Consider the following 19,921-nt stretch of genomic DNA (forward strand, 5'->3'; position numbering starts at 1 on the left):
GGGCATGCTCTTCCCCACGCCTGCTCTCAAAGCCGAGGATCAGCGTGTTCTCGGTGAGATCGAAGACCTTCGCCGCTCGTTGCGTCTTCAGGTCCGGTCCACTCCGGCGAAGTGGACCGAAGGGCTGCGCAAGTTCTTGACCGCGGATGCGGTCGCGGCCTCCAACTCGATCGAGGGCTTCAAAGTGTCCACGGTCGACGTCGAGGACCTTCTGGAGGGCGAACGGGATGTCGACGTTTCTGAGGAGGACCGGGAGGAGACGCTCGCTTATCAGCGGATGATGACCTACATCCAGACGCTGCACGACGTCGCGGACTTCCGATACGGCAAGGAGCTGCTCAACGCGCTCCACTGGATGCTGCAGGGACACCGGCACACCCCGCGGAAGCCGGCCGGGCAGTGGCGGCGCGGAGCGGTGTACGTGACGGACGCCCGCGACCCCAGCATCGCGGCATATACGGCACCGGACGCGGCCGAGGTGCCTGCGTTGACGGGTGAACTGGTCGAGTGGCTGAACACGGACGATGGAACCCACCCGCTGGTGCGGGCCGCCATGGCGCATCTGCACCTTGTCGCCATCCATCCGTGGGCGGACGGCAACGGCCGCATGTCCCGGTCCCTCCAGACGCTCATGATCGCGAGACAGGGAGAACTGGCCCCCGAGTTCTCCTCGATCGAGGCTTGGCTGGGGCGCCCCGGCAATACCTGGGAGTACTACCGCGAGTTGCAGCGCCGGGGGGCCACCTATCGCCCCGACCAGGACGTCTCCGATTGGGTACGTTTCAACCTCACCGCGTACCACCAGCAGGCACAGACCGTACGCAATCGCCTGGATCGTTCGAGTCGGGTGTGGCTTCTGCTGGGTGAGTTCGCTGAGGCCCGGGGACTGGAAGAAAGGGTGGTCTCCGCCCTGCACGACGTGGCGATGTCCGGGCGGGTGCGTCGTACGCGCTACGAACGGGCGGAGGACCTGAGTCTGCAGCGTGCCCAACGCGACCTCCGGGACCTGGTCGCGGGCGAGATCCTGACGCCGGTCGGCCGTACCCGTGCCCGCTTCTACACCGCCGGACCCGCCTTCCCGGGGGCGGCCCTGGAAGCGGCTCGGACCCCGCTGGCGCTGGCCGATCCGTACACGAGCTGAGAGCATCTCGCGAACTGCCGGGTCAATCGCGATGGCGGTGTGGAACGCGTGCACTCGCAGTGTGTCCGAGTCGTTGCTCGCTCCGTCTCCCATGGCCGGCCGGCGGAACTGGACCCCGTCGTCATCCCGGAAATTCGAGGCCGGGCCCCTGGTTTTTCCCGTGCCGGGATGACGCGGAGCGCCCGCGTCGGCACTTCGATACCATTCGTTGGTTCAAATTGATATCATTGATGTGTTGTCGGGCTGTGGAGGGATGGCTGATGGCCAGGACCGTGATTGATCTGGACGACGAGATCGTCGAGCAGGCGATGCGGGTGTACGGCGTGAAGACCAAGGCCGCCGCGGTACGGGCGGCCATGGAGGAGGGGGTGAAGCTGCGGCTGCGCCGGGAGCTGTTCGACGCCATCGACGAGGGGGAGTTCGAGGACGCGTTCGCGGAGATCCGCTCGCAGACCGGGCCGCGTCATCCGGACGGCACGCTCAAGCATGAGGGCGGGGCCTCGGCGGCGTGAAGGGGCGCTATCTCGTCGACAAGTCGGCGCTGGCCCGTCGGGGCAAGGCAGCGGTGCGAGCGCGGCTGGATGTGCTGGACCGCGACGGGCTCCTCGCGGTCTGCGCCCCGACGGAGTACGAGATCCTGTACTCGGCTCGCGGCAAGCCCGAAGCGCTGCGACTGCGTACCCTGCTCCGCGGCTTCGACTACCTGCCCTGCAATGATCAGGAGTTCGAGCGGGCACTCGAGATCCAGGGCCTGGCGCTGAACGCCGGCTTCCACCGCGCGCTGTCGCTGGCCGACGTCCTCATCGCGGCAACCGCTGAACGGCACCGGGCCACGGTCCTGCACTATGACGGCGACTTCGACATGATCGCCTCGGTGAGCGGGCTGAAGGCCGAGTGGGTCGTGGAGCCCGGCACGGCCGACTGAGCCGACGCGTGCCGGTGCGGTCGGTGTTCTCATGCCGGGGAAAACCCGCCCCTTCGTCACCTGCCGCCATGGCGGGGCCCGGCCCGTCCTTTCACGGAAGGCGGTGGCCGCGGTCTCGGCGCGCGTCGCCGCGCCCGGTCTCGTCGCGCCCGCGGCAGGGACAGGGGTGGCGGTCGCTCACCTGCGCAGCCTCGTTGCAGGTCCGGCCGGTGCGCCATGGATTTCTCGGCCTCTGCACGCCCGGCCAGTTCGCAGCCAGTCCGCAGGACACCCGTGAACGGCCGTCGAGAGCCAACGCATGCCAACGGAGAAAGCCCGGTTCAGAGCCCTGGATGGGACTCCTCCGCAGGTCAGGATCTGGTTTTGGGTATTCCGCTTCAACGTGTAGGGCGCTCCCACCGCGATTCCGCTGCCGTACGCACGGCTCACCAAGGGGTCGGCCCGTTCAGGGTCGGCCCCTTGGTCGTGGCGGTGCCGACTCGGCGCGGGCCCTGTCCCCGCGCCGGGCGGACGTCAGCCGCTGACGGTGATGTTCGAGCTGCCGCTGCTCTGGTAGCCCTCGGTCGCCATGACCATGTAGTACTTGAACTGGCCGAGGTTCATGCCCGCGCGGGCCCAGGCGTCGAAGTGGTTGCCGGTGGTGATGGTGCCGGAGCCGCTGGTCACCTTCGACTGGCGGACGCTCCAGTACTGGTCGAAGGTGCGGGTGCCCTCGACGGAGGGGGCGTTGTACCGCGTCGTCCTGTAGATGTCGTACGTGCCGCCGTCGCTGTAGACGGTGCCCTTGTGCTGGCCGGTGGGCCGGAAGCTGCCCCAGTTGTCGACGATGTAGTACTCGACCAGCGGGTTCGAGGTCCAGCCGTAGAGACAGCCGTAGCCGTTGCCCGAGGGGTTGAAGTACCCGGTGTAACGGACCGTCCTGCGGCCGCCGTTGGCCCAGCCCTTGCCCGCGACGAAGTTGCCGCAGTTGGTCCACCTGGTGCTGTAGCTGCCGCCGCCGTTGAGGGTCATGGAGACCGAGCCGCCGCCGTCGGTCCAGAACGTGTAGTACATGCCGTCGTAACCGGTCTGGTTGGTGGTGATGGTGGTGGCGGCGTGGGCGGTGCCGGGCAGCAGCAGCCCGGACGCGGTGGCCAGCGTGGCGGCGCCGGCGCCACCGAGGAAGCCCCGACGGCTCAGGCCGGGGGGAATGATCGCCTGCTGGGTCTGGTCCTGCTGCGTGCCTTCCTGGTGCATGTCGTTTCCTTCCGGTCAAGGCAGGTGGGGGACCGCACGGCCTTCTACCGCCCGGCGGCCTTGCGTGGAACGCGGTCTTCTGCTTCGGCGGCCTCAGTTTTCTGAGAGCTTCATGACCCTGTCAACAGTTTCGGCATTCTTTCGGAAACGTCTCCGTGCTCGGAAAAATGCTTGACGAATGCATTTTCCCTGTTCAAAGCGCTGATCGCGTGAACCCGCGGGCGACGGGGAGGGGGTTCGGATCAGGTCGGGGCGCAAGTGTGTGCGGTCAACTCGAAAGTTTCGGGGGCGGGGGGAGAGTGCTTCGGCGCTCCGTCGGCACCGGCCGTCGGTGAAGGCGCGGAGGAGGTCCGTCCGGCGACGCCGCTCGGCGGGTGTGCGGCGGTCCCGGAATCACCCGGTGAATCGGGGGGTATCCGAAGCGGGTAAGCTCCGGGCAGGCGATGATTGCCGGGAGACAATAATGGCCCTGTGGCAACGAAGTAGCCGTGTCATACCGGACGGGGAAGGCAGTGGAATGTTCCGATGGGGCGGAAACACCTCCGCGCACTAGCCGTCGACGCCCCACGGCGTCGGGGAGCCCGGTGTCGCGGCCTCGTGCTCAGGCGGTCCGGTCGTCCGACCGCATGCCGTCGTCGTGCATCCGCAGCGCCGCCGCGTCGCAGAACGCCTCCAGCCCTTCCAGCAGTGCCGCCCGTTTCGCCGCGGGCATGAGCGTCAGCACCGACTGCAGTTCCTGCTCCCTGCGTGCGCGCAGGTCGTCGAGGAACGCGCGGCCCCGCTTGCTGAGGTGCAGCCGGACCTCTCTCCGGTCGGCCCGGCCGACCACACGGTCGACGAGGCCGACGGCGACCAGCCGGTCGCAGAGCCGGCTGGTGGACGGAGGGGTCGAGGCGAGGGCGGCGCTGAGCGTGCGCAGATTGATGCCGTCCTGGTGCTCCAGGGTGAGCAGCACGCGCATCTGGGACGCGGAGGCCGGGGCGGTCGAGGCGCGGCCCCACAGGACTTCCAGCAACTCTCCCGCCGTCGCGGTCACACGGGCGACCTCGACGGGCTCCGGGTGGGGGCGGAAAGCAGCCACTGTCACACTCTCGCAGGCACTGGGACAGCGGCCAGCGTACTAGCCATTCGCAGCGGCTACACATGGGTCCGACGCCCCGGGGCGCCCGGTGAGCGGCGTCGCCGCTCGGGTGGGGACACAAGAACTCTTCGAAGGATTGGTGTTATTGCCATCGTGAACAGACTCGTGACCGCTGAGCGGGCTCTGCGTACAGCGGCACCCCATGAACTGCTCGACGCCACCCGTCGCGTGCTGGCGGAGCTCTACGCGGCGGAATCCGCCGAACTGTTCCTGGCCGACTACAGCCTGACCGCGCTCCAGCCCGTGGCGGTGCTCCCCTACACCACGGAGCCGGTGTCCGTGCACAACAGCGTGGTGGGCCGGGCCTTCGGCGCCCAGGAACCGGTGGTCGAGTCCGCCGACGGCCGCGTGCGCGTGCACCTGCCGGTCAGCGTGCGCGGCGACCGGCTGGGCGTGCTGTCGGTGACCCTGCCGGACGAGGACGGCGCCGAAGGCGTCCTCGAGGAGCTCGCGGAGATCGCGCGGGCGCTCGGCCACGAAGTGGTCGTCGCCGAGCGTGACACCGACGTCTATCTGCAGGCGCGCCGCAAGGACCGGCTCACCCTGGCCGCCGAGATGCAGTGGCAGCTGCTGCCCGCGCGCTCCTGCTCGCGCCCCGAGTACGAGCTCGGCGCACAGCTGGAGCCCGCGTACGCGATCCACGGCGACAACTTCGACTGGTCCGCCACGGCGGACCATCTGATGCTCTACGTCACCAACGGCATGGGCGAGGGCATAGAGGCCTCCCTGCTGACGAACCTGGCCATCAACGCCCTGCGCAACGCGCGGCGTGCCGGTCTCGCCATCGACGACCAGGCCGCCCTCGCCGACCAGGCGGTCTACGCCCACTACCAGGGCCGCCGCTATCTGTCGGTGCTGATGTTCGACTTCGACCTGGTGACCGGACGCGTGGCAGTCGTGGACGCGGGATCCCCGCAGATGTTCCGGCTGCGGAACGGATCCGTCGAGCCGGTCACCTTCGAGGCGCAGCTTCCGCTGGGCATGTTCGAGGAGACCGACTACGTGACCCAGGAGTTCCGGGTCGAGCCCGGGGACCGGCTCGTCTTCGTCAGCGACGGTGTGCACGCGGTCGCCGGCCCCCAGGGGGAGACGTACGGCGACGCCGCGCTCGCCCGGGCGATCCAGTCCACCCGGCTGCTGCCGGCCGCCGAGGTCCCGCGCGCGGTCCTCCGGGAGCTGACCGGCCACCGTGGCCGGTCCCTTCCCGACGACGACGCCCTCGTCGTCTGTCTCGACTGGCACGGCCGCTGACCCGGGCGGGCGCCGCCGGTCTCCTCGCCGATGTGCCGGTCCGTGTTGTTCGCCGCACACGGTCGACGTTAACGTTTGCCATGTGGCAATAATTGCTACATGGATACGGCCGGTCGGCGGCCCTGCGGGCGAGGAGACGGTGAGGGTGTCGGAGCAAGAGGCGGTCGAGTCGGCGGCGCGCGGGCTGCGCGCCTTCCTGGAGAGCCGTCGCGAGCAGATCGCCCGGCGCTGGGCCGACGCCCCGCTCTTCCGCGCCGTGTTCACCGTGTCCCGCGACGAGGCGGTGGAGGCCTGCGAGGCCGTCGTGGACGCCCTGTCCGAGGTGGCGTCGACCGGGAGGCTGGAGGACGTCGCGGCCCCCGGCTTCGACCGGGTGCGCGAACAGCTCGGACGCATGTCCGAGGCCCGGAGCCGCACCGGATCAAGCCCCGCGCAGATCGCGGACGAGGTGGCCGCCCTGCGGGCGCCGGTCGCCGAGCTGCTGCGGGCGGAGCCCGCCGACGCGTCCGCCCCGGAGGCGGCCGAGAGCATGCTGGCGCTGACCGTCCTGATGGGCACGTTGCGCCTGGTGGTGATGCAGACGGCGCTCGGCTCGGGCCAGGAGCTCATCGCGCGGCAGCGGCAGCAACTGCTCGAGGTGGCCACCCCGGTCATCAGTCTGTGGGAGGGCGTCGTCGCGGTGCCGCTGATCGGCACGCTGGACAGCGCCCGCAGCCAGGTCGTCATGGAGTCCCTGCTGGAGAGCATCGTCGACCGGCGCGCCCGCTACGTCATCCTGGACATCACCGGTGTGTCCACGGTCGACTCCCTCGTCGCGGAGCATCTGACGAAGACGGTCGACGCCGCGCGGCTGATGGGGGCCGAGTGCATCGTCTCCGGCATCCGCCCGGCCATCGCCCGGACCGTCGTGCACCTCGGCATCGACCTGGGCTCCGTCCTCACCCGCGCCTCGCTCGCGGACGCCCTGGCCCACGTCCTCTCCCGGCAGGGCATCGAGGTCTCCCCGCGCGCGGACACCCGGTGACCTCCCCCCACCCGGGCCACGCGGCCGCGGCGCCGGTCCCGGCGCGGGGGGAGAGGCCGCTCGTCACCCTCCGGGGAGAGCCGCACGGCGGGACGGCCGAGCGGCTCCGGCAGGACGTCACCCACCGCATCGCCCGCGGCGGGGCGACGGGTGCGGTCATCGGCCTCTCCGGCGTGGACGGCGTGGACGGCGTGGACTCGTTCCCGGGGCGGGTCCTCGCGGAGATCGCGGCGGACACCCGTCCGCCGGCGGCCCACACCGCCGTGGCCGGCATGCGGCCCGCCGTGGCGATCACCCCGGTCGGGCAGGGGCCCACCCTGCCCGGGGCGGCCACCGCACTCGGCGCCGAGCAGGGGACGGAGCCGCTGACGCGGAGCCTGCCGGCCGCCGCGGACGGACGGGGGAGGGGGACGTGACGCCGACCTCCGGTCCCCCCGTCGCGACGAGCCTGCCGGTCGCCTCGGGCCCGGACCTGACACGGGTGCGGCAGCGGATCCGCCGGGCCGCCGCCGGGCTCGGCCTCGGCCCGGTGCGGCAGGCCGAACCGGTCACCGCGGCCGGCGAACCGGCCCGCACCACCCTGGCGCACGGCGGTGGCGGCCACGTGGAGATCGCTCCGGTGACGCGGGGCGCGGCCCGGGGGCCGCGGCTGTCCCTCGTCGACAGCGGTCCCGGGGTCCATGACGTCGAGCCGGCCACGACCGACGGACACACCAGCGGCGGCGGCCCGGGGCGCGGCCTCAGCGGCGCCCGGCGCCTCGTGCACGCATGCGAGCCCGACACCGAACCCGGCCGGGGCGCCCCCATCACCGTCGTCGCCCGGACCGCCGACGTACCCGCGGCCCGTTCGGGGGCGTGGTGACACGCGCCCGGGACGTTCCGGCGCACGACTCCACCCGCGCCCCCGCCGGAGCGGTGTCGTGATCCCGCCCGACGTCCGCGAGGTCGCCACGGCGTCCGACGCGGCCCGCGCCCGGAGGGCCGCCGCGCGCCTCACGGCCGCCCTGGAAGTCCCCGGGGTCGAACGGGCGCGCTTCCTCACGGCGCTCACGGAGCGGCTGCGCCGGTGCCTCGACGGTGACGGCGCGGAACTCGCGCTCACCGTCGAAGCGCCCGGCCCGGACGGGACCGCGCGGATACAGGCGACGGTGCGGCCCCTCCCGGCGGGCGGGCCGGCCTCCCCGTGGCGGCTCGCCGTCCCCTGCCCCGGCCCCGTGCCCGGGAGCCTCGCCCACCCGGCGGACCCGGACGAACCCGCGTCGACCGACGCCGTCCTGGCCGCCGACGAGGAGACGGCGGCCGTTCTGAGGCGGCTCGACGAGGTGGAGGAACTCCTCCGCCTCCACCGCGAGGAACTGCACCAGACCAACCAGGGCGTGCTGGCCCTGCACACCGAGCTGGACTCCGCCGCACTCGTCCAGCGCGGTCTGCTCGACGCCGAACGGGCCACGCGCGGCGAGGCGGAGAAGGCCCGGCGGCTGCTGACGTTCCTCACCGACGTCAGCGCGGCCGTGACGGCATCCCTCGACCACGAGGACATCCTGCGCCGTCTGGCCGACCGGCTCGTCCCGGACTACGCGAGCCAGGTCGACGTATGGCTCTTCGACGGGAACGAGGCGGCCACCGGCGGCGCCCGCCCCGCCGCGGCGGTCACGGCCGCCCGCGCCGGCCGTCCCCAGCACGCCGGACGCCACCCCGGCGGACTGCCCGGCACCGAGGACCTCCCGCCGTCCGCGCTCTCCCCCGGCCGGCCCGTGCTGTGCATCCCCCTCGGGGTGCGCCGGATCCTGGGCGTGCTGACCCTCACGGCGCCCGGCGACCGCTTCGACGCGGACACCGGCGTGATGCTGGTCGAACTCGCCCGCCGGATCGCCGTCGCCCTGGAGAACGCCCTCCGCTACGAACAGCACCGGGACACCGCCGAGACGCTCCAGCGTGCCCAGCTCACCGACCTGCCCGCCGCCGACGGCCTGCGCCTGGCCGCCCGCTACCTGCCCGCCACCCGGGGACTCAACATCGGCGGCGACTGGTACGACGCCTTCTTCCAACCCGACGGCAGTCTGCTGACGGTCATCGGCGACGTCACCGGGCACGGGCTGCACGCCGCCGTGGTCATGGGCCAGTTGCGCACCGCGCTGCGCGCGTACGCCGTCGACGGGGCCGGCCCCGCCGAGATCCTCACGCGTCTGCACCGCATGCTGCGCCACCAGCAGCCCGACCTGTACGCCACCGCGACGATCGCGCGCTTCCGGCCGGGAGACCCCCAGGTGACGTGGGCCTCCGCCGGACACCCCCCGGGGGTCGTCCGGGCTCCCCGGGGCGCCGTGCGGGTGCTGGGCAGCAAACCCGGGGTCATGCTCGGCGTCCCGGTCCCCTTCACGCACCGGGACCACACCACCGGTCTCGAACCGGGCTCGACCCTGCTGCTCTACACCGACGGCCTGGTGGAGCGGCGCTCCCGGGGCATCGACACCGGCATCGAGCTGCTCGGCCGGGCCCTGGCCGCGCTGGACGAGTCCGCCCTGGAGGACCTGGACCTGTGCGCCGAGTCGCTGGTCGAGCCGCTCGTCCACGCGTCCGAGCGGGACGACGACGTCTGTCTCCTGCTCTGCCGCAGCGTACCGCCGCAAGGCGGCGCCCCGGCGGCCGACGGCCGGCGCCGAGGCCGGCCCACCGGGGTGCCGCGTCCCGCCCGCGCCTTCGGTGAACGCCCGTCACCGCGATAGCGTGGAGATTCCGAGGGAAGAGGGCGGATGCCGTGAACGTGTCTGGACAGCAGTCGTCCGTGGAGAGCCGCCTGCGGGCGGCGCCACCCCACGCCCTGCCCGCCACCGCCGGGGCACTGCTGTCCGAGGGGTACGGCGCCCGGGAGGTCACCCTCTTCCTGGCCGACTACGGCCTCACGCTCCTCCAGCCGGTCACGCACCTGCCGCACACCGGAGAGCCGGTCTCCGCGTACGACGGTCCGGCCGGCACCGCGTTCACCTCCCAGAAGCCGGTGGTCGAGATCACCGGCGACCCGGCCACCGAGCTGATCCACCTGCCCATGACGGTACGGGGCGACCGGCTCGGCGTCCTCTCCGTCCGTGTCCCCGCCGGCTCCGCGGATCCGGCCACCGTGCTCGGGCTCGGTGAGTTCGCCACCGCACTCGGGCACGAGGTCGCCACGGCCGGCCGGGACACCGACCTCTACCTGCAGGCCCGCCGCACCCGCCGCCTCACCCTCGCGGCCGAGATGCAGTGGCAGCTCCTGCCGGGGCGCGGCTGCGCCCGCCCCGAGTACACCATCGGGGCCCACCTGGAGCCCGCCTACGCGATCGGCGGCGACAACTTCGACTGGTCCACCGGCGCGGACCACCTCACCGTCACCCTCACCGACGGCATGGGCCAGGGCATCGACGCCTCCCTGCTCACCGGCCTCACCGTCAGCGCCCTGCGCAACGCCCGCCGGGCCGGCATCGGCCTCGCCGACCAGGCCGCGCTCGCGGACCAGGCCGTCTACGCCCAGTACGGCGGCAAGGTGTACGCCTCGACGCTGCTGCTGCGCTTCGACCTGGACACGGGAATCGTGAGCGCCGTCGACGCGGGCTCACCCCAGATCTACCGGCTGCGCGGCGCCGGGATCGAACGGATCGAGCTGACCGCGCAGTTCCCCCTGGGGATGTTCGAGGAGACGCCGTACGAGGAGCAGACCTTCCGGGTGGAGCCCGGAGACCGCCTGGTCGGCATCAGCTCCGGGGTGCACGGCACCAGCTCGGCGGCCGGAGACCTCTTCGGGGAACGGGCCCTGCGCCAGGTCCTGGGCGCGACCCGGCGGACCCCGCCGCACGAGACGGCCCGCGCGGTCGTCGCCGGGCTGATGGAGCACACGGGCGGCAAGGACCTCCCCGCCGACGCCGCCGTCCTCTGCCTCGACTGGACCGGCAGGTCCGGCACCGCGGCGGGCGACGGGTCCGGGGCGGGGTGAACCCGCCCGGTCACGGCGCCTCCGGTGGGTGTTCCCCATCGCTCCGGGCGGCGAGGAACGCCCTCATGACGCGGCGCAGCGCCGACCGCTCCGCCGGGTCCATCCCGGTCAGCACGGCCGCCAGGGCCCGCGCCCGCCGGGCCGCGACGTCGTCCAGTACGCGGCGTCCCTGCGTGGTCAGGCTCAGCCGGACCTCGCGGCGCTTCTCCGGATGCAGCGAACGCTCCAGCATCCCCGCCGCCTCCAGCCGGTCGCAGAGGCGACTGGCCGTGGGGAGGCCCGTGCCCAGTCGCTCGGCCAGCGAGGTCAGGTTCAGCTCCGTGGCCGCCTCCAGGACCAGCAGCGCCCGCAACTGGTGCGTGGACAGGCGCAGGGCCGCCTGCTGAGCGGCCACCGACCACAGGTTCGTCAGACTCTCCACAGCGTCGGCGATGTCCAGCGCGACGGCGTCCGGGGCGTCGTCCGATCCCTCATCGGGGTCGTCGCCGGGGCCGTCGAGACAGGTCACCAAAACATCGCTTTCATTATGTTTCGGACGCTGCGAAGATAATCCTCATCCCCTCGCTGTACCCGAAGACGCGCGGTGCAAGCCGGTTCCCGACGCCGTCGGCACAGCCGGCGGGCGACCGCGCCGGTTCATGGTGAGGTGCGGGAAGAGCCGGTGCCCGATTCGGCGGCCGGGCGGGCGGGGCGGAGCTTCCGGGCCCGGGTGCGACAGCCGTCGGGGCCGCCCGCATCGGCGGTGATCGGCAGCCGGGAAGCCCGCGGACGAGCGGTCCGGCCCCGGTCGCGCCACCAGCGGCGGACCGACTCCACTCGGTCGTCCACCGCGACGCCGGCACCGGATCCCCGCGTTCGTCCGGCCCGACCGGAGTCGACAGCGCGGACCGCGGTCCGGGATCGAGGTGCGCGACGCGTTCGCGCCCACCGCCCGGCCGCCGCACCCGCCCCCCAGGGCTCGCCCGCCTCCGGGGCGGACGTCCCCTCGCGGAGCGTCGTCCCGCCCGCTCGGGCCACGGCCCGGATCAGACGGGTTCCGGCCGCGGTTGCGGGGGCTGCGGTTCCCGGTGTGGCTCGGGTGCGGCCGTCGTCCCCCACCGCGCGGTGGTGCGCAGGTAGCCGTGGACCACCGAGGCCATCGCCAGGAGGAGGAGGGGCCCGTACGCCCACGGGTACGCGGCCATCTCCTGCGGCAGCCGGCGGTACGCCACCAGGAGCACGGTGAAGACCACCGTGCCGTGGGCGACCAGCCAGGTGGCCGACCGGTCCCAGCCGTGCGCGAGCGAGCGCATCGCCGCCTCGACCGTGAGCGCGAACACCACGCCGGCGACCAGGTCCACGCCGTAGTGGTAGCCGAAGCCCAGCGTCGCCGAGAGGGTGGCGACCAGCCAGAACGTACCCGCCCAGCGCATCGCGCGTGAGCCCTTGCGGGTGTGGACGAAGAGCGTGACGGCCCACGCCGTGTGCAGGCTGGGCATGCAGTTGCGCGGGGTGATCCCGTCGAACGGGATCGGCTGCGGGGCGCCGATGGACGGCAGGGTGTCCGGCCACAGGTGGCCCACCGCCCACGCCCCGCCGTCGGCGCCGTAGGCGTAGACCGGCCCGACGACCGGGAAGACCATGTAGACGGCCGGCCCGAGCAGGCCGATGACCAGGAACGTGCGCACCAGGTGGTGGGCCGGGAAGCGGCGCTCCACCGCCACGTGGCGCAGCTGGTACAGCCCGACGAGCGCCGCCGCGAGCGGGAGCTGGCCGTAGACCAGGTGGAGGAGGAAGGGGCCGATCGGCTCGGTGGCCTCGACGATCCGGCCGGCCAGCCACGACGGGTCGCCCAGCGCGTGATCGGCGAGCGCGACGTACGGGTCGAGCACCGTCGGGCGGGTCTTCGAGGTGATGAGCAGCCAGGTGTCGCCCGTCTTGTGGCCGGCCACCAGGAGCAGGCCGAGACCGGCGCCCTTCAGCAGCAGCAGGCGTTCCGCCCCGGTGCGGCGCGTGACGGCGACGACCGCGATGCCCAGGACCACCCACAGCGCGCCGTTGCCGAAGTTCATCTCGGCGCCGGCCGCCCACCGCACCAGGAAGAAGGCGACGTCGATGCCGATCGCGGCGCCCGCCGCGACGAGCCGTTGCCGCCAGGTGAGCACCACCATCGACAACGCGAGACCGGCGTACAGCAGCGGTCCCGAGTCGGGGGCGAAGACCACCTCGCGCGCGTGGTGGGTGATCGGCCCCGGCAGGCCGTAGCCGCGCGCGACGCACTCCAGCGCCACGAGGAATCCGAGGGTCGCCACACCCGCGGCCGCCCACAGGATCGCCCGCGGCCGACGTGCGCGCGCCGGTATTCGGCTTGGTTTTGTTTTCAACTTCCTGGTCTATGCGTGAAGGTCTATGTATGAAGATCGGGTGATCGTTTGATGGTCGGGGGTCCGCACATGCTAACGGCCCCCCGCGGGCCCGATGTGCGTCAGGGCCTCCCCGCTCGGACCGCGACCTCCCTCCACCTGCGCCTACGATGCGGCTCGTGTCCATACCTCCGCCCCACGGGCCCCCGCAGGAACCTCAGGGCCCTCAGGGCCGGCGCCCCGCTTCCCAGGGCCAGGCCCCGTATCCGCCGCCGCGGTCCGCCCACGGGGCCGCGTCCGGTTTCGCGCCGTACGGGCTCTACGGGCCGTACGGGCCCAGGCCCCCGGCCGTCGTCAACGGTGTCGCCGTCGCCGCCCTGGTGTTCGGGGTGCTGTGCCTGGTGCCGGCCGTCGGGCTGGTGCTGGGGCTGGTCGCGTTGTGGCAGATCAAGCGGCGGGGGGAGCGGGGGCGGGGGATGGCGATCGCCGGAACCGTGCTGTCGTCGCTCGGGCTCGCGCTGTGGGGGGCGGCCCTCGCCTCCGGCGTCCTGGCCGACGCCTGGGAGGGCCTCAAGGAGGGCATGCGCGGCAACGGCGTCCTCGTCCTGGCCGAGGGCGAGTGCTTCGACTCGCCCGGCGGACTGGAGGGCTGGACCGCCGACGCCGACCGGGTGCCCTGCGAGCGGGAGCACGACGGTGAGGTCTTCGCCGTCGTCACCCTCCCCGACGGCCGCCACCCGGGCGACGACAGCCTCACCGACACCGCCGACGAGCGGTGCCACGACCTCCAGGACGCCTACGTCATGGACCCCTGGGCGCTGCCCGGCCACGTGCAGGTCTACTACCTCGTCCCGTCCCGCGAGAGCTGGCGCTTCGGCGACCGCGAGATCACCTGCGTCTTCGGCGACCGGGACCCGCGGCAGACCCTCACCGGGTCGCTGCGCCGGGACGAGACCACGCTCGACGCGCACCAACTGGCCTATCTGGAGGCCGAGCGCGTCCTCGGCGCGGTGCTGGACGAGACTCCCGGGTCGGGCTTCCCCGAGGACGACCTGCCGGAACACAGGCAGTGGGCGGCGAAGGTCGCGGACGCGCTCGCCGAGGAGGTCCGGATGCTGCGGGGGCACGAGTGGCCCGCCGGCGCCGAACGGCCGGTGGGGGACCTCGCCGCCGACCTGGAGGAGGCGCGAGGGGAGTGGGCGAAGGCCGCCGGCGCCGCCGACGCGGACACGTACATCGAGCACGCCGACGCGGGCTGGGGCGTGACCGACCCCTACATTTCGGTCACCGCGCGCCACGCCCTGGGCCTGGCCGCCGCGCCGCCCGAGTACGACGGGGAGGCCGGACGCGACACCGACGGCGGCGGAATGAAGGTGTGAGGGCTGCCATAGCGGGGAGAAAGTGCCTGCGTAAAGCCCTCACCCGGCAGAAGTCATCACATCGAGTGATTCTCTGGCCTTCGCTTGCCCGGGACAACCTACGGTTGCCACGCTGTTGCTGTCCGTACAACCTGATGGGAGCGGCCCGTGACATTCGGTGAACAGCCGGCGTACCTGCGTGTCGCAGGTGATCTCCGCAAGAAGATCGTCGACGGCCGGCTGCCGCCGCACACACGGCTCCCCTCCCAGGCGAGGATCCGCGAGGAGTACGGCGTCTCGGACACGGTCGCGCTGGAGGCGCGCAAGGTGCTCATGGCGGAGGGGCTCGTCGAGGGCCGCTCCGGCTCGGGGACGTACGTGCGCGAGCAGCCGGTGCCCCGGCGGATCGCCCGCTCGGGGTTCCGTCCGGAGCGCGGGGCCACGCCGTTCCGTCAGGAGCAGGCCGACGCGGGTGTCCGGGGCACCTGGGAGTCCAGCAGTGAGCAGACCGAGGCCTGCGGCGCCGTCGCCGAGCGGCTCGGCATCGAACCCGGCGACCGCGTGATGCGCACCAGGTACCTCTTCCGGGAGGCCGGTGAGCCGATGATGCTCTCCACCTCCTGGGAGCCGCTCGCCCTCACCGGCCGGACCCCCGTGATGCTGCCCGAGGAGGGGCCGCTCGGCGGCATGGGCGTCGTCGAGCGCATGCGCGCCATCGACGTGATCGTGGACAACGTCACCGAGGAGGTCGGCGCCCGCCCCGGCCTCGCCGAGGAACTGGTGCTGCTGGGCGGCGTCCCCGGGCACGTCGTCCTGGTCATCCGGCGCACCTACTTCGCCTCGGGACGGCCGGTCGAGACCGCCGACGTGGTCATCCCCGCCGACCGCTACCGAGCCGCCTACCACCTCCCGGTGAAGTAGCGGACCCGGCGGCGAGGGGGGCGGGTCTCCCGCCCCGTCGTCTCCGGCGGCCCGCGCCCGCGCCTCCCCGTCCGCTCCCCGGCGGCGATCGCCACGCTCCTCCGTCGATCCGCCGCGCGCCCTTCCGCGCCCCCGGCCCGCCTCCGCTCCGGCGCGCCGGCCGTGTCGCCGTCGCCCCCGGGCCGTAGCAATCTGGCCGTTCTCCCAGGTCGTACCCGGAGCGCGGCGTACCGGGCGCCATGCCGCTGACCGGACGCGTCGACCTCCCCGCACGGCGCATCCACCACCGTGCGCCCCCTGCGTTCTGGCTGGTTACGTGCCTCTTTGTGAAAAGGCGTATTCGCTCAGTGAAGTGAAGGCGTAGGCTCGGGCATATGCGGACTGGGGTTTCCTTATCGGGCGGGACGCGGCACCGGCCGCGGGCGGGAAGCGGAGGGGAGCGATGAACGACGGCACGGTGACTCTTCCCTGGCTCGTCGTGCGCCAGGACGACAACGGCAATCGCTACCGAGTGGGCAGGTACGCGACCCGCGCCGAGGCCGAGAAGATCGCGGACAGCCTCGACGGGCGCGGACACGAGCAGCTCTACTGGGTCGAGCGGATCGGCCAGAACGGAACGTCCGCCGGCTGACCCGGACCGTCGGCGAGCCCCCGCCCGCCCCTCCCGTAGGCTCCGGCGCATGAGCGAGCGGATCGTGGTGGTCGGTGCGGCCCTGTGGCACGAGGGGCGGCTGCTCGCCGCCCGCCGGAGCGCACCCGCCGAACTGGCCGGACGCTGGGAGCTGCCCGGCGGCAAGGTCGAACCGGGCGAGGCCCCCGAGGCGGCCGTCGTACGGGAACTGCGCGAGGAACTCGGCGTCGACGCCGAGGTCGTGGAACGCGTCCCGGGGGAGTGGCCGCTGCGGACGCCGTACGTGATGCGGGTGTGGACCACGCGCCTGCGTCCCGGATCCGCCGCCCCCCGGCCCCTGGAGGACCACGACGAGCTGCGCTGGCTCACCCCCGACCGGATCTGGGACGTCGACTGGCTCGACCACGACGTGCCCGCGGTCCGCGAGACCCTCGTCCACCTCGGCCTCCGCGAAGGCGTGTGAGGCACGGGTCGGGCGCGTGGAGGCGGGGGTGACGGTGCGTGAGCGCCTTCCCGCGCCGCTCGTACCACGATGCGCCGTCGGGCGCGGTACCCCGTTCGGAATATCGGGTATGTGCCCCTTAAGCCCATGAAAACGGACATGGGTCGACTCCCTCGGCGGGGAGGTGATCCGCGTGATCGACACCGATGGCGACCACGCCGCGTGGACCTTCTCCGCAGACCCGGGCACCGTGCGCGCCGCCCGCGGCGCCGTCCGCGACCAGTTGCGCCTCTGGGACCTCGACGACGTCGGCGACCTCGCGACCCTGCTGGTCAGCGAACTGGTCACCAATGCCCTGCGGTACGCCACCGGCCCCATCGGCGTACGCCTGACACGCCCCACGGGCCTCGGCGGCGTCCTCCTGGTGGAGGTCTCCGACCCCCTCCCCGAGCCCCCGCGCGAGCGCGCCGCCCGGCCCGAGGACGAGGGCGGACGCGGGCTGCAGCTGCTGGCCTCCGCCTCCCGCCGCTGGGGCACCCGGCCGGGCGCCGCCGGCCGGCCGGGCGCCGCCGGCAAGACCGTGTGGTTCGAACTCGCGGTGCCGAGATGAGGGATCGCACGCCCGTTCAGGGTGTGCGCGCCCGCCCCTTCCGCCGAGTGACCGGTCCGAGGCCGCGGAGGTTGCCGAAGAGGGGGTTCGACGACGTGTCCGCTGGTTAGAAGACTGGAAGTGTTCTCACGGCACGGACCGAAAAGCATCGGGACCGTGCTGTGATCGTGAACACCGTGTTGTACGGCACCGTAGTGCTGGATACTGCGGGCAGCCGCCCCCGGTGACCGGTGCCGGACGCGGTGAGCTGGAGGGGACGGTTCGCGTGAGCGAGATACCAGCGAAGGCCACGGAGTCCGAGGACCCGTCGGGCGGCGCGAGAAGCGGGGCCGCCGACGGCCTCTTCTCCGGCGACGCTCCGTCCGGCGACGCGATGTGGCAGAGCAGCCCGCCCGGCTCGATGTACGACTACATCAAGGTCGCCTCCTTCTCCATCGGCCCGGACGGGCTGGTCGACCAGTGGAGCCTGCGCGCCGAGCAGATCTTCGGCATCCCCGCCGAGCGCGCCGTCGGCATGGACCCCATCGAGGCGTTCGTCGAGCCCGTCCGCCGGGAGCGCGGCCAGCGCAAGATGGCCGAGATCCTCGACGGCCGGGAGTGGACCGGAGTGGTGCCCTTCCGGCTGCCGGACTCGCTGGTGACGGACGGGCGCGATCGGGAGGGCCTCGCCGAGGTCTACGTCATGCCGACGCGGACCGAGGAGGGGCAGAAGGCCGCCGTCTGCATCGTCGTCGACGTCCGCACCCTGCGCCGCATCGAGACCGACCTCGCCGCCTCGCAGGCCATATTCGGCCAATCCCCGTTCGGTTTCCTGCTGATCGACCCCGACCTGCGGGTGCGTCGCGCCAACCAGCGGTTCGCCTCCATCTTCGGCGGCGCCCCCGACGACCACCGCGGCAAGAGCGTGCACGACTACCTGCCGCGCGGCGAGGCCGAGCGGGTCGCCGCGACCCTGCGCCGGGTGCTGGAGACCGGCGACTCCATCACGGACATGCACGTCACGGGCTACGTACCGGGCTCCGACGAGCGCCGCCACTGGTCCGTCAACCTCTACCGCGTGCACAGCGGCAGCGGCCGGCCCATCGGCATCTCCTGGCTCGGAACCGACATCACCGACCGTCGCGCCGCCGCCCGGGAGGCCGCCGCCGCGCGGCGCAATCTCGCCCTCCTCAACGAGGCGGGCGCCCGGATCGGCAACTCCCTCGACCTGGAGACCACCGCGCGCGAACTCCTCGACGTCGTCGTCCCCGGCTTCTGCGACCTGGCCACCGTCGACCTGTACCAGGGGCTGCTGGCCGGCGACGAGACCCCGCCGGGACTCGCCGACGGCAGCGCGGAGGTGCGCCGCGTCGCCTTCGCCAGCGCGGTCTCCGACGCGCCGTTCGGCGGCACCGGTGATCCGGTGAAGCTGGGCGCCGTCCACCACTACCCGTTCAACTCGCCCTGCGCGGACGCCCTGCGCACCGCCCGCCCGCAGAGCGTCCCCGGCGGGGACGGCGGCCTGGTGCAGTCCACGCTCGCCGTGCCGATGGTCGCCCACGACACCGTGGTGGGCCTCGCCCAGTTCGCCCGCACCAAGGGCAGCGAGCCGTTCGGCGACCGCGACCGCGACCTCGCGGTCGAACTGGCCGCACGCGCCGCCGTCTGCATCGACAACGCCCGCCTCTACCGGCGTGAGCACGAACGCGCGTTGATACTGCAGCGCTCCCTGCTCCCGCCCGGTGACCCGGAGGCCTCCGGCCTCGACATCGCCTGCCGCTACCTGCCCGGCAACGCGGCCACCGGCCGGACCGGCGAGGTCGGCGGCGACTGGTTCGACGTCATCGAACTCCCCGGCCACCGCACCGCGCTGGTCGTCGGCGACGTCATGGGGCGCGGTCTGCGCGCGGCCGTCGCGATGGGCGAACTGCGCACCGCCGTAAGGACGCTGGCCCAGCTCGACCTGGAGCCCGCCGAGGTGCTCTCCCAACTGGACGAGATCGCCCGGGGTCTCGGCGCCCCCGGAGGCGTCCAGCAGGCCACCCGCGCCGCCCGCCGCCCCCGCGAGGCCGACCTCTCCGAGGTCTACCTGGCGACCTGCGTCTACGCCGTCTACGACTCGGTGACCAGGCGCTGCACCTTCGCCAACGCGGGCCACCTGCCGCCCGTCCTGGTCGAACCCGGCGAGCCCGCGCTGATGCTGGACGTACCGCCCGGCATGCCGCTCGGCGTCGGCGGCGAACCCTTCGAGGAGGTGGAGGTCGAACTGCCCGAAGGCGCCCTCCTCGCGCTCTACACGGACGGACTGGTCGAAAGCCGCGACCATCCCCTCGACGAGGGGCTCCAGGCCTTCGTGGGCGCGCTCACGGACCCGTCCCACCCCTCGACGGCGGCACGGCGTGCCGACTCCCCCCCGAACCTGGAGGACGTCTGCGACCACGTCCTCAACACCCTCGACACCCACCACGGCGAGGACGACATCGCCCTGCTGATGGCCCGCGTCCAGGGACTGCCCGCCGACTCCGTCGGCGACTGGACCCTGCCCCGCGAGCCCCGCAGCGTGGGCCGCGCCCGCGAGTACGCCCGCGCGCGACTGACCGGCTGGGACCTGGAGCCCCTGGTCGACACCACGGAGCTCCTGGTCAGCGAGCTGGTCACCAACGCCCTGCGGTACGGCGAGGGGGAGATCAGACTCCGTCTCCTGCTCGACCGGACCCTGGTCTGCGAGGTCTGGGACGCGGGTCTGGTCCAGCCCCGCCGCCGCCGCGCCCGCGACACCGACGAAGGCGGCCGGGGCCTCCAGCTGGTCGGTCTGCTCAGCGCGGCCTGGGGCTCCCGCCGCACCCCCCGGGGCAAGACGGTCTGGTTCGAACTCCCCCTCCCCGGTGCCGACACCGTCCTCACCGACCCGGCGGAGGCCCTGCTGAGCCTGTTCTGACGGCCCGTCGGAGCG

Annotated in this window: 19 protein-coding genes and 1 pseudogene; 15 read left to right on the forward strand and 5 right to left on the reverse strand. The window is 72.9% G+C overall.

Annotated elements, in window-relative coordinates; translation table 11 throughout:
* Window positions 1-4 precede the first annotated feature (4 nt).
* The 3 genes from ADK41_RS04865 (at window position 5) to ADK41_RS04875 (ending at window position 2,066) form a co-directional block, all read left to right on the forward strand.
* Entirely contained in the window at window positions 5-1,141 is a 1,137-nt protein-coding gene (locus ADK41_RS04865; RefSeq protein WP_030830597.1) for a Fic family protein, read from the forward strand.
* 260 nt (window positions 1,142-1,401) lie between these two features.
* On the forward strand, window positions 1,402-1,653 hold the full coding sequence (locus ADK41_RS04870; protein WP_030830599.1) for a type II toxin-antitoxin system VapB family antitoxin: 252 nt from the start codon (window positions 1,402-1,404) through the stop codon (window positions 1,651-1,653).
* Complete coding sequence (locus ADK41_RS04875; RefSeq protein ID WP_030830601.1) at window positions 1,650-2,066, forward strand: PIN domain nuclease; 417 nt, start codon at window positions 1,650-1,652, stop codon at window positions 2,064-2,066. The genes ADK41_RS04870 and ADK41_RS04875 overlap by 4 nt, the downstream gene beginning before the upstream one ends.
* Window positions 2,067-2,579: 513 nt before the next feature.
* On the opposite strand, the gene ADK41_RS04880 is transcribed toward ADK41_RS04875, so the two are convergent.
* Both ADK41_RS04880 and ADK41_RS04885 read right to left on the reverse strand, forming a co-directional pair.
* A complete protein-coding gene (locus tag ADK41_RS04880) occupies window positions 2,580-3,302 on the reverse strand; it encodes a glycoside hydrolase family 11 protein (protein WP_030830604.1) in 723 nt (240 codons plus the stop codon).
* Between the two features lie 601 nt (window positions 3,303-3,903).
* Entirely contained in the window at window positions 3,904-4,389 is a 486-nt protein-coding gene (locus tag ADK41_RS04885) for a MarR family winged helix-turn-helix transcriptional regulator (RefSeq protein ID WP_199821843.1), read from the reverse strand.
* 147 nt (window positions 4,390-4,536) lie between these two features.
* Here ADK41_RS04885 and ADK41_RS04890 point away from each other — a divergent pair, with 147 nt between their 5' ends.
* The 6 genes from ADK41_RS04890 (at window position 4,537) to ADK41_RS04915 (ending at window position 10,685) form a co-directional block, all read left to right on the forward strand.
* The gene (locus tag ADK41_RS04890; RefSeq protein WP_030830609.1) at window positions 4,537-5,694 is read left to right on the forward strand and encodes a PP2C family protein-serine/threonine phosphatase; all 1,158 of its coding nucleotides are present in this window, start codon (window positions 4,537-4,539) and stop codon (window positions 5,692-5,694) included.
* Between the two features lie 139 nt (window positions 5,695-5,833).
* Window positions 5,834-6,718 (forward strand): STAS domain-containing protein, encoded by an 885-nt coding sequence (locus ADK41_RS04895; RefSeq protein WP_030830612.1) that lies wholly within the window; start codon window positions 5,834-5,836, stop codon window positions 6,716-6,718.
* A complete protein-coding gene (locus tag ADK41_RS04900) occupies window positions 6,715-7,134 on the forward strand; it encodes an anti-anti-sigma factor (RefSeq protein WP_037804662.1) in 420 nt (139 codons plus the stop codon). The genes ADK41_RS04895 and ADK41_RS04900 overlap by 4 nt, the downstream gene beginning before the upstream one ends.
* Window positions 7,131-7,580, forward strand: coding sequence for a hypothetical protein (locus ADK41_RS04905; protein WP_030830617.1), 450 nt, complete (start codon window positions 7,131-7,133; stop codon window positions 7,578-7,580). The genes ADK41_RS04900 and ADK41_RS04905 overlap by 4 nt, the downstream gene beginning before the upstream one ends.
* Before the next feature lie 58 nt (window positions 7,581-7,638).
* Window positions 7,639-9,444 (forward strand): PP2C family protein-serine/threonine phosphatase, encoded by a 1,806-nt coding sequence (locus ADK41_RS04910; protein WP_063756558.1) that lies wholly within the window; start codon window positions 7,639-7,641, stop codon window positions 9,442-9,444.
* A 32-nt stretch (window positions 9,445-9,476) separates the two neighbouring features.
* Complete coding sequence (locus ADK41_RS04915) at window positions 9,477-10,685, forward strand: PP2C family protein-serine/threonine phosphatase (protein ID WP_051843308.1); 1,209 nt, start codon at window positions 9,477-9,479, stop codon at window positions 10,683-10,685.
* A 10-nt stretch (window positions 10,686-10,695) separates the two neighbouring features.
* On the opposite strand, the gene ADK41_RS04920 is transcribed toward ADK41_RS04915, so the two are convergent.
* The 3 genes and pseudogenes from ADK41_RS04920 to ADK41_RS04925 all read right to left on the reverse strand — a co-directional run bounded on the left by ADK41_RS04920 (window position 10,696) and on the right by ADK41_RS04925 (window position 12,997).
* Window positions 10,696-11,193: a MarR family winged helix-turn-helix transcriptional regulator gene (locus ADK41_RS04920; protein WP_030830623.1), complete on the reverse strand. Its 498-nt coding sequence runs from the start codon at window positions 11,191-11,193 to the stop codon at window positions 10,696-10,698.
* A gap of 111 nt (window positions 11,194-11,304) precedes the next feature.
* Window positions 11,305-11,741: pseudogene (locus ADK41_RS42795) on the reverse strand (ISAzo13-like element transposase-related protein); the annotation flags it as partial.
* The gene (locus ADK41_RS04925; protein WP_030830626.1) at window positions 11,711-12,997 is read right to left on the reverse strand and encodes a phosphatase PAP2 family protein; all 1,287 of its coding nucleotides are present in this window, start codon (window positions 12,995-12,997) and stop codon (window positions 11,711-11,713) included. The gene ADK41_RS04925 and the pseudogene ADK41_RS42795, both read right to left, overlap by 31 nt.
* A gap of 209 nt (window positions 12,998-13,206) precedes the next feature.
* Here ADK41_RS04925 and ADK41_RS04930 point away from each other — a divergent pair, with 209 nt between their 5' ends.
* The 6 genes from ADK41_RS04930 to ADK41_RS04955 all read left to right on the forward strand — a co-directional run bounded on the left by ADK41_RS04930 (window position 13,207) and on the right by ADK41_RS04955 (window position 19,906).
* Window positions 13,207-14,406, forward strand: a complete 1,200-nt coding sequence (locus ADK41_RS04930; RefSeq protein ID WP_030830629.1) for a DUF4190 domain-containing protein — start codon at window positions 13,207-13,209, stop codon at window positions 14,404-14,406.
* 147 nt (window positions 14,407-14,553) lie between these two features.
* Window positions 14,554-15,306, forward strand: a complete 753-nt coding sequence (locus ADK41_RS04935; RefSeq protein ID WP_030830632.1) for a GntR family transcriptional regulator — start codon at window positions 14,554-14,556, stop codon at window positions 15,304-15,306.
* 442 nt (window positions 15,307-15,748) lie between these two features.
* Window positions 15,749-15,937 carry an SPOR domain-containing protein gene (locus ADK41_RS04940; RefSeq protein WP_030830635.1) on the forward strand — a complete coding sequence of 63 codons (189 nt, stop codon included), beginning with the start codon at window positions 15,749-15,751 and terminating at the stop codon, window positions 15,935-15,937.
* 49 nt (window positions 15,938-15,986) lie between these two features.
* The gene (locus ADK41_RS04945; protein WP_030830638.1) at window positions 15,987-16,400 is read left to right on the forward strand and encodes a (deoxy)nucleoside triphosphate pyrophosphohydrolase; all 414 of its coding nucleotides are present in this window, start codon (window positions 15,987-15,989) and stop codon (window positions 16,398-16,400) included.
* A gap of 163 nt (window positions 16,401-16,563) precedes the next feature.
* The gene (locus tag ADK41_RS04950) at window positions 16,564-16,989 is read left to right on the forward strand and encodes an ATP-binding protein (RefSeq protein WP_030830641.1); all 426 of its coding nucleotides are present in this window, start codon (window positions 16,564-16,566) and stop codon (window positions 16,987-16,989) included.
* Between the two features lie 265 nt (window positions 16,990-17,254).
* Window positions 17,255-19,906 (forward strand): SpoIIE family protein phosphatase, encoded by a 2,652-nt coding sequence (locus ADK41_RS04955; protein WP_030830645.1) that lies wholly within the window; start codon window positions 17,255-17,257, stop codon window positions 19,904-19,906.
* Window positions 19,907-19,921: the final 15 nt, after the last annotated feature.

The organism is Streptomyces caelestis, from assembly GCF_001279005.1.
In the GTDB taxonomy this organism is placed as follows: Bacteria; Actinomycetota; Actinomycetes; order Streptomycetales; family Streptomycetaceae; genus Streptomyces; species Streptomyces heliomycini.

Coding starts and splice junctions, on each gene's coding strand:
- ADK41_RS04865 (WP_030830597.1), top strand. CDS start 5: ATGCTCTTCCCCACGCCTGCTCTCAAAGCCGAGGATCAGCGTGTTCTC.
- ADK41_RS04870 (WP_030830599.1), top strand. CDS start 1,402: ATGGCCAGGACCGTGATTGATCTGGACGACGAGATCGTCGAGCAGGCG.
- ADK41_RS04880 (WP_030830604.1), bottom strand. CDS start 3,302: ATGCACCAGGAAGGCACGCAGCAGGACCAGACCCAGCAGGCGATCATT.
- ADK41_RS04940 (WP_030830635.1), top strand. CDS start 15,749: ATGAACGACGGCACGGTGACTCTTCCCTGGCTCGTCGTGCGCCAGGAC.
- ADK41_RS04945 (WP_030830638.1), top strand. CDS start 15,987: ATGAGCGAGCGGATCGTGGTGGTCGGTGCGGCCCTGTGGCACGAGGGG.